Origin of the sequence: Clostridium sp. DL-VIII, from assembly GCF_000230835.1 — a bacterium.
Classification (GTDB): Bacteria; Bacillota; Clostridia; order Clostridiales; family Clostridiaceae; genus Clostridium.
On sequence record NZ_CM001240.1, the window covers coordinates 1,284,250 to 1,297,071 of the forward strand.

Sequence of the window (12,822 nt, forward strand, 5' to 3'; positions counted from 1 at the left end):
TACTAATTATCACCTTAGCAGTAGCTATTGGAACTAAATTGATTAGGAAATAAAAATGGAAGTATGACCTATAGATAAGAGGTGTTTTAATGAAGAAGAAAAATGAATTTAAGAAGGATTATATAGATGAGCTAGGATTTTATGTTATAGAAGATTATGATAAAAAAGCTCCTTTTGCTAGTTTTTTATCAGGTATTGCGGGTATAGAAGGAATACCTATGTGGTCATTTTACGTTAACAGAGGACAAGCGATAAGCAGTATTGGAATAAGGGATAAAAGTAATTGTATAATGGAGTTTTTTCCAGCTAATGAAGCTTATAAAATGGTGTATAGTAATGGGTTTAGAACTTTTATAAAGGTTAAAAGCAATGAAGAAGAATTTGTTTTTGAACCATTTTCTATGACTACAAATGAGAATATAAGTAGAATAATAAAAATTAAGAATAATGAATTAAGATTAATTGAAATAAATAGCAAATTAAATATAAATATTGAAATAACTTATTATACAATTCCTAATGAAGAATTTTCAGCACTTGGAAGAAAAGTAGAAGTTGTAAATACATCTAATGTAAAAAAGGAAATAGAAATATTAGATGGATTATCTGCAATATTACCATATGGATCCGATAATAAAACCTACAAAGCAATTGGAAATACGTTAAGAAGTTATATGCAGGGAGAAATTAAAGGAGATGGAACTGCTGTCTATAAGTTAAGATCTTCTTCTGAAGACACAACTCAAATGGGAACAGTAGAAAATAGTTATTTTTACGTAGCATTTGATGAAAATGAAGATATATTAAATCCCATAGTAGATTCGGAAAAGATATTTGGATATGATACATCATTAAAAGAACCAGTAGAATTTAAAAATAATATTATCGGAACATTACTCAATGGTAATAATATTTCTTATAATAAAGTTCCTTGCGCGTTTACAGGAAAATCAACATTCTTAGATAGAAATAATACAACATGTATATACAGTTATATAGGATATATGAATAATAGTGATGATGTTAATAAATCATTAAATAAAATATGCAAAAAAAGTTACTTTGATGTGAAAATAAGTGAAAGTAATGAATTGGTAGATAGTATTAGCAAGCATGTGGATACTAAAACTGCATATCCACTATTCGATGAATATATAAAACAATGCTATATAGATAATGTTTTAAGAGGCGGATATCCATTAGAGTTTGGGAATGTAGATAAAAAGATATACTATGTATATTCTAGAAAACATGGGGATTTAGAAAGAGACTATAACTTCTTTAGTATAGAACCGAATTTCTATTCTCAAGGAAATGGAAACTTTAGAGATGTAAATCAAAATAGAAGAATGGATATATATATTCATCCATTTACAGGAGTAGAAAATATTAAATTATTTAATGATCTAATTCAGCTTGATGGTTATAATCCTTTGGTTATTAAAGGAAAGAAATTCTATATAGAGGAAAATAAAAAAGAAAATATATTAAATTTAGTTAATACATTTGAAAATGAAGAATTGATAAAAACTTTAGATGGTAAATTCACTGTTGGTGAATTGTATTCTTCATTAAGAAATATAAATGGTATTGAAAGTAAAAAAATCAATGAGATTATGAATAATATTATAGAAATGTGTAGTGAATCTATAGAAGCAGACTTTGGTGAAGGGTTTTGGAGTGATCACTGGACTTATAATCTTGATTTAATAGAAGAATATTTAAATATATATCCAGATAAGATAAGAGAATTATTAATTAAGGATGAAAGTTATAAGTTCTATAATTCTCCAGAATACGTATTGCCTAGAAAATATAAATATAGTATTGAAGATGAAAAAGTTAGGCAATATGCAGCTTTAGCCAAAAAGGAAAATATATGCGATAGCTGGATTTTTGATAGTCATGGTAATTTATATAAAACAAATTTATTTTCAAAGTTATTAATTCTTGCAGGAATTAAATTCATGACTTTAGATCCTATGGGATTTGGAATAGAGATGGAAGCAGGAAAGCCAGGTTGGAATGATGCTATGAATGGACTTCCAGGGTTACTTGGTTCAAGTTTTTCGGAAACTGCAGAGTTAAAAAGATTATTACTATTCATAAAGGGAAATTTAAATGTCGCAGAAGACTCAGTAAAATTGCCAGAAGAATTTTATGAATCTATATGCGAAGTAGAAAAAGTTCTTTCATTAAATTTAAATGAGGAATTAACTCAATTAGAATATTGGGACAAGGTTTCTACAATAAGAGAAGAATATAGAGAAAAAATCAAATATTCAATAAGTGGAAATAATTCGAATATAGAAGTCACAGCTATTGAAATTATAATTAACAAAATGATTTCTAAGCTTGATTTGGGAATTGAGAAAGCAAAGGACATGAATGAAGGTAACATTCCTACATTTATGTATTATGATGTAGCTAAATATGAAATAGATAATAAAGGAGTTAAAGGAGTAATAAAACCATTAGAGTTTAAAATTAATTTCTTACCACTATTTTTAGAAGGTCCTACCAGATATTTTAAAACCAAATTAGATTATGTTGAAAAGCACGGATTATATAAATCTATTAAGAAAAGTAATGTTTATGATAAAAAATTAAAAATGTACAAAACTTCAGAATCATTAGAAGATGTATCTTTCGAAATTGGGAGAGCAAGAAGCTTTACAGCTGGTTGGCTTGAAAGAGAATCAGTATTTATGCACATGGAATTTAAGTACATTTTAGAATTAATAAAAAATGGATTATATGAAGAATTCTTTGAGGATATAAGAACTGCAATGCCGCCGTTTATGAATCCCAAAATATATGGAAGGAGTATACTAGAAAATTCATCGTTTATTGCAAGTAGCAGCAATCCAGATGAAAGAATTCATGGAAGAGGATTTGTAGCAAGATTAAGTGGTACAACTGTAGAAATGCTTAATATTTGGAAATTAATGATGGTTGGAGAAAATTTATTTGTATATGAAGATGGAATTTTGAAATTTAGGCTAAATCCTATTTTAACAAAAGATTTCTTTAAAGATAGTGCTTTGATTACTACAATATTAGGAAATACTAAGCTTGTTTATGTAAATAAAAATAATAAGGACACTTTTGGATCTGAAAAAGGAATAATAGAAGAAATTATTTTAGTTGATGCAAACAACAATATGAGTAAATTTAAAGGAAATGAAGTATGTGGAGAGTTAGCTGAAAAAATTAGAAATAAAGAAGTAGTAGAAATTCAAGCTACTATTCTATAAGAGAGTAGGAAATTAATAAATTGATAAAGAAAATAAAGATAAGCCTGTGAAGTTAGAAATAGATAATGAGTTTGAAGATAAATTTTATTTATACTACTGCAGAGACAATATAATTGATAATGTAAAGCTTATAGAAGGGAAGATATACAGCATGAGTACAATTTATGAAATAGCAAAAATAGCAGGAGTTTCTCCAACTACAGTTTCAAAAGTAATAAATAATTATCCTGATGTAAGTAATAAAACAAGAGCCAAAATACAAAAAATTCTTAATGAGGAAAAATTTTTGCCAAATGCACAAGCTCAGTTCTTATCCACCAAGAAAACATGGACATTAGGTATTGTATATTTTGAAAATCTTGGAGTTGGACTTAATCATGCTTTCTTTTCAGGAGTAATAGAAGCTTTTAAAAATCAAGCAGATAAGCACGGATATTCATTATTATTCGGCTCTAAAAACGATAGATTAAAGAATGATACTTTTTTAGAATATTTCAAATATAGATGCGTAGATGGAATCGCTATAATTTGTACGGACCCATATGATAAAGAAACTTTAGAGCTTATAGAAAGTGATTTCCCTATTGTAGTAATAGATATAATTAATAAAAATACATCAACAGTAACTTCAGATAACTTAGAAGGTTGTTATTTGGCTATTAAGCATTTATATGATTTGGGACATAGAAGAATTGCACATATAACGGGTGCAAATAAATTAGATAACTGGCCAAGCATAATAAGAAGAAAAGGCTATGAAAAAGCTATGAAGAAATTTAATTTAGAAATACTTGATGGATATATTGCAGATGGAGTAAATTTTGATGTTAGTGGTGGTTATAATGCAATGAAAGGTTTACTAAAGCTTAAAGAAATACCAACAGCAGTTTTTGCATCAGCAGATAAGATAGCAATTGGAGCAATAGATGCATTAAAAGAGGAAGGTTTAAGTGTGCCAGATGATATTTCAATAATAGGGTATGATGATATAGAGTTAGCGAGATATATCACACCTAAATTAACAACTATAAGACAAGATCGTAAAGAAATTGGAAAAACTGCAGTTGATTTATTAGTAAAGCAAATTAATGAAAAAGCTAAACTCAAAATTAATAAAATTATACCAGTGCAGCTTATTGAAAGAGATTCTTGTAAGAAATTAGATTTAGTAGAAACAAATAAAAAATAATATTTAATAAAACATTGTAAAGGTGGTTTTCGCGGTATGGCAAATTGTAAATTTATAAATAATAAAGGAACATTTAAGCTTAAAAATCCAGAAAATAATAGCTATTTGTATTTTCCACTTGCAAATGAGGCTGGAGTTATGTCTAGTATAACCCCAACTTTAAATGGAGATTGTAAGATGGGGCAGAACACATTTTTACTTGCACCAGTAAGTAGTGAAGAGCTTCATAATAATAAATCATCGAGAAATTTTTGGATATATGTTGAAGGTATAGGTGCATGGTCAGCTACAGGAGTTTCAGCAGCTCAGCAAGCAGAAGCTTTTAGTGAGGATAAAGAAGAAACAGAATTAGAAGCAGGAATTATGTGGCATAAGATGACTAGGAAGTCAAAGAAATATGGTATAAAAAGTGAAATAATATCTTTTGTACCTTCCAATGATGAGAAAATAGAATTAATGAAGGTAACAATTACTAATACAAGTGATAATTCTAAAAAGGTAACACCAACTGTAGCAATACCATTATATTGCCGTTCCGCAGATAATATTAGAGATCACAGACATGTGACATCTCTTTTAAATAGAATAGAAACCACAGAAGATGGAATTATAGTGAATCCAACATTGACATTTGATGAAAGAGGACATAAGAAAAATACTGTTGTTTATGGCGTTGTTGCAGCAACAGGTGATAGAGAAAAGCCAGTAAGTTTTTGTCCAATAGTAGAAGAATATATTGGAGAAGGCGGATCATTTGAAGTTCCAAAGAGTATTTTATTAAATGAGGAATTTAAAGTTAAGGCGGATACAAAATTAGAAGGTTATGAGGCAATTGGAGCTATTCGTTTTGATGAGGTAAAAATTGAGCCTAATGAATCTAAAACATATATTGTAGCAATAGGTTTTGGAGATTCAAAATCTGATTTTAATAATATTGCTGAAAGAAATTTGAAAGAAATAGCTTTTGATAAGCTTCTTGAAAAAACTAAAGCATATTGGGATAAAAAAATTAATATTTCATATGAAACAGAGGATAAGCAGTTTGATAATTGGATGTATTGGGTTAATTTCCAACCAATGCTTAGAAGGATTTATGGCTGTTCATTTTTACCACATCATGATTATGGTAAGGGCGGAAGAGGCTGGAGAGATTTATGGCAAGATTGCTTAGCTCTACTTGCAATGGATCCAAGCGGAGTACGTGGTATGCTTTTAGATAATTTTGGTGGAGTTCGTTTTGATGGAACTAATGCTACAATTATCGGAACTAAACAAGGTGAGTTTATTGCAGATAGAAATAATATAACACGTGTTTGGATGGATCATGGAGCATGGCCTTTCTTAACAACTAAGCTATATATTGAACAAACAGGAGACATAGATTTTCTTTTAGAAAAACAAAGCTATTTTAAAGATCTTCAAGTAGGAAGAGGCACAGAAAAAGATAATTTATGGGACTTAAGTCAAGGAAATAGAGTTCGTACAGAAAATTTAGAAGAACATAAAGGAACTATTTTAGAGCATCTTTTAGTACAACACTTAACAGCATTTTATGATGTTGGAGAGCATAATAATTTAAAATTACATGGTGCAGACTGGAATGATGGTCTTGATATGGCAGAAAAACACGGTGAAAGTGTTGCTTTTAGTGCTCTTTATGGAGGAAATCTTACAGATATTGCTGAGTTATTAAAGTACTTAAGAGATGTAAAGAAAGTAAAAAGTATAGAGTTAGCTGAAGAGTTACAATTGCTTTTAACTGGTAATAATGAAGTTTATGACAACGTAGAAGAAAAACAAAGTATATTAAAAAATTATTGTGATAAATGCAAGCATAATATTAGTGGAAAAGTAGCTAACATAGACTGTGATGAATTGATTAGTAACATTGAAGAAAAAGCAAAATGGCTTAAGGAACATATTCAAAGAAATGAATGGATAAGTAATAAGGATGGCTATAGTTGGTATAATGGCTACTATGATAATAATGCTAGAAGAGTCGAAGGAGATGGAGAATCAGGAACTCGTATGATGCTTACTGGACAAGTGTTTACAATTATGAGCAATACGGCAGCAGAGGAGCAAGTTGAAAGTATTATTAAAGCAGCTGATAAATATCTTTATGATAAATCTGTTGGTGGCTACAGATTAAATACCAACTTCAATGAAGTAAAAACTGATTTAGGAAGAATGTTTGGATTTGCGTATGGACATAAGGAAAATGGCGCTGTATTTAGCCACATGGACATTATGTATGCAAATGCACTCTATCAAAGGGGTTTTGCATTTGAAGGATTTAAGGTTATTGATACACTTTACAGTCATTGTAATAATTTTGATGTTAGCAGGATATATCCAGGTGTGCCTGAATATATAAATGAAAAAGGAAGAGGTATGTATCATTATTTAACTGGATCAGCAAGTTGGTTGATATTAACAGTATTAACTGAAATGTTTGGAATAAAAGGTGAAATGGGGGATTTATTATTTGAACCTAAGATTCTGGCAAGGCAATTTAATGATGAAAGTAAAGCTTCTATTAAAATGAATTTTGCTGAAAGACGACTTAAAGTTGAATATATAAATAGTTATAATAAAGAATATGGAGAGTATAAAGTGAGCGAAGTTTATATTGATGGACAAGAATATAAATTCTATGGACAACCTGTTATCAAAAGAAAAGTGATAACTTCAATGGGGGAAGATATTGAGCATATAATAAGAGTTATTCTTAAATAAATTATTAAAAATGCGATTCTCGAGTAGTCACTTTTGTTTTATTCTCTAGTGATTTATAATGCAATAATATCCGTGAATGGAATATCACTTTATCGTATGACTTATGAAGATTGGCTATTAATTAGGATCTATATGAAAAGAGAATAAAAAATAAATTATATAAGGATTGTTATATTATTAACTATCCTTGACACTAAGAAATAAATGTGTGATACTAATAACATAAAGAAAACAATTACATTTAGATTCTGTGGGGAGATCCCTTTGTAAATGTAGGCTATAGAGAATTAGAGAAAAGAGCCACATAAAACTAAATTTACTTAGAAGAACTACTTTATTTTAGGTAAATTTAAAGCTTATATATTTAGTCAATATGAAGAATTCATTATTGTTTAAAGTATAAGGGTGTTTTATGTGGCTATTATTATTGGCAAAATTAATAGCAATTTAGAATTTTTAATCAATCTTACTAAAATAATTCTTAACGCTGAAGATTGCTGATGTATTGCTTTCTAGGATTATCAAACAAAATATTTATTTTGAAAGTAGGTGTATATCAACTAAAATATGTACTACATTTTAAGAGTAAGGAAAAATAAATTAAATGTTGTAAGAATAGAAAGGAGATAATGCTATGACAATTTTTTTTGCAGAACTAGTAGGAACTTTATTACTTATTTTATTAGGTGACGGTGTTGTAGCCAATGTCGTATTAAAAAAATCAGGTGGATCAGGAGCAGGATTAATAGTAATTGCAATAGGATGGGCTTTTGCGGTAGGAATTCCAGCATTGATTTTTGGAAATTATAGTGGGGCTCATTTTAATCCAGCATTAACAATTGCGTTAGCAGTAATAGGTAAAGTAGCGTGGGCTCAAGTTCCGATTTATTTAGCTGGACAATGTATTGGTGCATTTTTAGGAGCAGTTTTGGTATTTATTGTTTATAATGATCAATTTAAAGCTACTGAAGATAAAGGAAGCAAACTTGGTGTATTTTGTACAGGCCCTCAAGTAAAGAATACTTCAATTAATTTTATAACTGAGCTTGTAGGAACATTTGTACTAGTTTATGCAATTTTAGGAATGGGAGATCAAAATCTATCAAATGGAATGGGAACATTGTTTGTAGCATTTTTAATTTTGGCTATTGGTGTAAGTTTAGGAGGTCCAACAGGATATGCAATTAATCCAGCAAGAGATTTAATGCCAAGAATCGCACATGCAGTATTACCTATACCTGATAAGGGAGATTCTAATTGGGGATATGCATGGATTCCTGTTGTTGCCCCAATTGTAGGAGCAATTTTAGCTGCATTATTTTATGTAATGTTACATGGAATATTATAAAAACTTATTAATATTTGGATTTGACAGTGAAAGGTAAGTATGCAATACTTAAAATAAAAAGAAAACAATTACATGGGAGTATATATGAATATTAAAGAATTGTTAGAGGAAAATCCAGTTATAGCAGCAGTAAAAAACGAAGAACAATTAGGATTAGCAGTAGATTCAGATGCTCAAATTATATTTGTTTTGTTTGGAGATGTGATGAATATTAAAGAAATAAGTGAAATTATTACATCTAAAAACAAGATAGGAATAATTCATATAGATTTAGTTGAAGGATTTACAAATAAGGAAGTGGTTATAAGATATATCAAAGAAAGAACAAAATTTAGTGGAATAATCAGCACAAAACCACAGGTTGTAAAACTCGCTAAAAAATATGATTTATTAGGAGTTCAGAGAGTTTTTATTTTCGATACTCTATCATTGAGCACTGTTAAAAATCACATGATTTCTGAATGTGATGCAATAGAAGTATTACCAGGAATAATTCCTAAGGTACTTGGAATTATATCAGAACACTCTAATAAGCCAGTTGTTGCTGGCGGACTAATTGAAACCAAAGAAGAGGTAATACAGGCATTAAATTCAGGAGCAACATGCGTATCTACAACCAAAAAAGAAATTTGGAACATGTAGGCTATAGAGAATTAGAGAATAAAGCCACATAAAACTAAGTTTATTTAGATAAGTTTATTTGGACTAAATAGATTTTAAATTTATACAAGGCAGTAAGGATAATATATTATATTGCAGGAGTATGAATTAATGTTTTATGGGGCTATAATTTTCAGCAAATTTACTTACAATGCTTATATATTCCATATTTAAAGCTTAAATAAGAGAGATATAAATTAATCTAGATGTTTAATATTAGAATTTTAATGAAGTATTTTAATAAAATATGTTAAGAAAGAAAGGTGCAATATTATGAATAAATATATAATAGCGTTAGATCAAGGAACTACAAGCTCAAGAGCAATAATTTTTGACCAGGATCAAAACATAATGGGAGTGAGCCAAAAGGAGTTTACTCAAATTTATCCAAAACAAGGTTGGGTAGAGCATAATCCATTAGAAATATGGGCAAGCCAATATGGAGTTTTACAAGAAGTAATGGCAAAAACAAGTATTACTCAAGATGAAGTAGCAGCAATAGGAATTACAAATCAAAGAGAAACAACTATAGTATGGGATAAAAATACAGGGGAACCTGTTTACAATGCAATAGTATGGCAATGCAGAAGAACTGCAGCTATAGTGGAAGAGCTTAAAGAAGATAAAGAGTTCGCACAATATGTAAAGGAAAATACAGGATTATTACTAGATGCATATTTCTCAGGAACTAAGATAAAATGGATATTAGACAATGTGGATGGTGCGCGAGAAAGAGCTGAAAAAGGTGAATTGCTATTTGGTACAGTAGATACTTGGTTAGTTTGGAAGCTTACAAATGGTAAAGTTCATGTAACCGACTACACAAACGCTTCTAGAACAATGCTTTATAATATAAAAGAATTGAGATGGGATGAAAGAATTTTAGAAAAACTTAATATTCCAAAATCAATGTTGCCAGAAGTTAAGAATTCCTCAGAAGTTTATGGACATACAAACCTTGGTGGTACTGGAGGTGTAAGAGTTCCAATAGCTGGTATGGCAGGAGATCAACAATGCGCACTATTTGGCCAAACTTGTTTTGAAGAAGGTAGTGTTAAAAATACTTATGGTACAGGCTGCTTCTTACTTATGAATACAGGAGAAAATATGATTCAAAGTAAAAATGGTCTAGTAACTACTATTGCAATAGGAATAGATAATAAAGTTCAATATGCATTAGAAGGTTCAGTATTCGTTGGAGGAGCTGTTATTCAATGGGTTAGAGATGAGCTTAAGTTAGTTAATGATGCTGCTGATACAGAGTATTTTGCGAGTAAGGTAGAGGATAATGGTGGTGTATACATCGTTCCAGCATTTACTGGACTTGGTGCTCCATATTGGGATATGTATGCAAGAGGAGCCATCTTTGGATTGACTAGAGGTGCAAATAGAAATCATATAATTAGAGCAGCATTAGAGTCTATTGCATATCAATCAAAGGATCTTATAGATGCAATGCAGGAGGATGCAGGATGTAAGTTAACAAGGCTTAAAGTTGATGGTGGAGCTAGTAGAAATAACTTATTAATGCAGTTCCAATCAGATATTACAGGTGCAGAAGTTGTAAGACCTATAATAACTGAAACAACAGCACTTGGTGCAGCATATTTAGCAGGTCTTGCTGTAGGTTTTTGGAAATCAAAAGAGGAGATTGCTGAAAAATGGGCTGTAAGTCAGGCTTATACACCAAATCTATCAGAGGATAAGAAAGAAAAATTATATAGAGGATGGAAGAAAGCTGTTAAAAGAGCAGAGGGCTGGGAAGAAGAATAAGCTCAGTTAAGAATTATGAGTTAAAAGTTTATAGTTGAGGAGGAGATTCCTCATAGGAATTTCTAAAATACATTATTTTTTGAAAAGCTATCGGCTTTTCTTCCTCAACTCATAACTTTTCACATATTACTTTTAACTAAGTGAGACCTTTCTTTAGAGTATTTTTTAGAAATTTGGGACAGAATCACAAATTAATCAGAAAAATTTTAATATTAAGTTATTAGGACTGGACAAGTATACATTTACAGAGTATAATATAGATATAATTAAAGATAAATGCTTAGAGAATTTAGAGTCAAGCATAAAAACAGAGGTGATGTTACACCTGTTTTTAGCTTGGCTTTTTTTGTGCAAAGAAAATCAGAAATAAATCACAATTATAAGTAATTGTAAATTGTGAACTAAATAAAGGGAGGATTTTATATGTATGATGTAGCAATAATTGGAGCAGGAGTTATTGGAAGTTCCATATTTAGAGAACTAACAAAATATAACTTAAAGGTAGTCACTTTAGAAAAAGAAAAAGATGTATCGATGGGAACAAGTAAAGCAAACTCAGCAATAGTTCATGCTGGATATGATCCTAAAGAAGGTACATTAATGGCAAAGTACAATGTAAAAGGAAATGAAATGTTTGAAGACTTATGTAAAGAATTAAGTGTTCCTTTTAAAAGAAATGGATCATTAATTTTAGCATTTGACGAAGAGGATATGAAAACAGTAAATCACCTTTATGAGAATGGAACTAAAATTGGTGTAAAAGGATTAAAGGTTTTAACTAAGGAAGAGGTTTTAGAAATGGAACCGAATCTTAGTGAAGAGGTGCAAGGAGCTTTATATGCACCAACAGGAGGCATAGTCGGACCATTTGAATATACAATCGCATTAGCTGAAAACGCAGTTCAAAATGGTGGAGAGCTTAAACTTAAAAAAGAAGTAGTGTCTATAGAAAAAGGTGATACATTTAGGATTTCAACTAGTGATGGAGAAGTTATAGAAGCTAAATTTGTTATAAATGCTGCTGGGTTATATGCAGATAAAATTCACAATTTAATTTGTAAGGAAAGTTTCAAGATAATTCCAAGAAGTGGCGAATACTTTGTAATGGATAAAAGTCAAGGAAGCGTAGTAAGTCATACAATATTCCAATGCCCATCAAAGCTTGGAAAGGGAGTTTTAGTAACTCCAACTGTTCATGGAAATTTACTTGTTGGTCCTGATGCAAGAGATATAGAAGATAAAGAAGACCTAGGTACCGTTTCAGAAGGGTTAGATTCTATAAGAGAAGCATCAATGCATACAACTAAAAAGGTTAATTTTAGAGAGAGCATAAGAAATTTTGCAGGTCTAAGGGCTAATCCAGATACAGGAGATTTTATAGTAGAAGAAAATGACGAAGTTAAAGGATTTATTGATGTAGCAGGAATGAAATCACCAGGTTTATCTTCTGCACCAGCTATAGCTTTAGGTGTGGTAGATATATTAGAAAAGGCAGGATGTAAGTTAGAAAAGAATGAGAATTTTAAAGCTAAGAGAGAGCAAATTCACTTCATGGAGTTATCACCAGAAGAAAAAGCTAAACTTATAAAGGAAAATCCACAGTATGGAAGAATTATTTGTAGATGTGAGACTATAACAGAGGGTGAAATCGTTGATGCAATAAAGAGAAGCTTTGGAGTACTTTCTTTAGACGGAGTAAAGAGAAGATGCAGACCAGGAATGGGAAGATGCCAGGGTGGTTTCTGCGGACCAAGAGTTCAAGAAATAATTGCAAGAGAATATAATGTACCACTAGAAAGTGTTGTTTTAGAAAAAGATAATTCTTATTTATTAGTAGGAAAATCTAAGTAGAAGGG

The 12,822-nt window shown here is 30.2% G+C and carries 7 protein-coding genes; all 7 read left to right on the forward strand.

Annotated features, from left to right (window positions below; translation table 11 throughout):
* Positions 1-89 precede the first annotated feature (89 nt).
* Positions 90-3,257 carry a hypothetical protein gene (locus CDLVIII_RS05865; protein ID WP_009168511.1) on the forward strand — a complete coding sequence of 1,056 codons (3,168 nt, stop codon included), beginning with the start codon at positions 90-92 and terminating at the stop codon, positions 3,255-3,257.
* A gap of 151 nt (positions 3,258-3,408) precedes the next feature.
* Entirely contained in the window at positions 3,409-4,446 is a 1,038-nt protein-coding gene (locus CDLVIII_RS05870) for a LacI family DNA-binding transcriptional regulator (protein ID WP_035302086.1), read from the forward strand.
* Between the two features lie 36 nt (positions 4,447-4,482).
* On the forward strand, positions 4,483-7,185 hold the full coding sequence (locus CDLVIII_RS05875; protein ID WP_009168513.1) for a cellobiose phosphorylase: 2,703 nt from the start codon (positions 4,483-4,485) through the stop codon (positions 7,183-7,185).
* Between the two features lie 634 nt (positions 7,186-7,819).
* Positions 7,820-8,533 (forward strand): MIP/aquaporin family protein, encoded by a 714-nt coding sequence (locus CDLVIII_RS05880; protein WP_009168514.1) that lies wholly within the window; start codon positions 7,820-7,822, stop codon positions 8,531-8,533.
* A gap of 84 nt (positions 8,534-8,617) precedes the next feature.
* Positions 8,618-9,175: a glycerol-3-phosphate responsive antiterminator gene (locus CDLVIII_RS05885; RefSeq protein WP_009168515.1), complete on the forward strand. Its 558-nt coding sequence runs from the start codon at positions 8,618-8,620 to the stop codon at positions 9,173-9,175.
* 291 nt (positions 9,176-9,466) lie between these two features.
* Positions 9,467-10,966 carry a glycerol kinase GlpK gene (glpK, locus tag CDLVIII_RS05890; RefSeq protein ID WP_009168516.1) on the forward strand — a complete coding sequence of 500 codons (1,500 nt, stop codon included), beginning with the start codon at positions 9,467-9,469 and terminating at the stop codon, positions 10,964-10,966.
* A 423-nt stretch (positions 10,967-11,389) separates the two neighbouring features.
* Complete coding sequence (locus CDLVIII_RS05895) at positions 11,390-12,817, forward strand: NAD(P)/FAD-dependent oxidoreductase (protein ID WP_009168517.1); 1,428 nt, start codon at positions 11,390-11,392, stop codon at positions 12,815-12,817.
* The last annotated feature ends 5 nt before the right edge of the window (positions 12,818-12,822 follow it).

Bases quoted from the DNA above. Each gene is read 5' to 3' on its own strand.
- CDLVIII_RS05895 (WP_009168517.1), top strand. From the start codon at position 11,390: ATGTATGATGTAGCAATAATTGGAGCAGGAGTTATTGGAAGTTCCATA.
- CDLVIII_RS05870 (WP_035302086.1), top strand. From the start codon at position 3,409: ATGAGTACAATTTATGAAATAGCAAAAATAGCAGGAGTTTCTCCAACT.
- CDLVIII_RS05875 (WP_009168513.1), top strand. From the start codon at position 4,483: ATGGCAAATTGTAAATTTATAAATAATAAAGGAACATTTAAGCTTAAA.
- glpK (WP_009168516.1), top strand. From the start codon at position 9,467: ATGAATAAATATATAATAGCGTTAGATCAAGGAACTACAAGCTCAAGA.
- CDLVIII_RS05880 (WP_009168514.1), top strand. From the start codon at position 7,820: ATGACAATTTTTTTTGCAGAACTAGTAGGAACTTTATTACTTATTTTA.
- CDLVIII_RS05865 (WP_009168511.1), top strand. From the start codon at position 90: ATGAAGAAGAAAAATGAATTTAAGAAGGATTATATAGATGAGCTAGGA.
- CDLVIII_RS05885 (WP_009168515.1), top strand. From the start codon at position 8,618: ATGAATATTAAAGAATTGTTAGAGGAAAATCCAGTTATAGCAGCAGTA.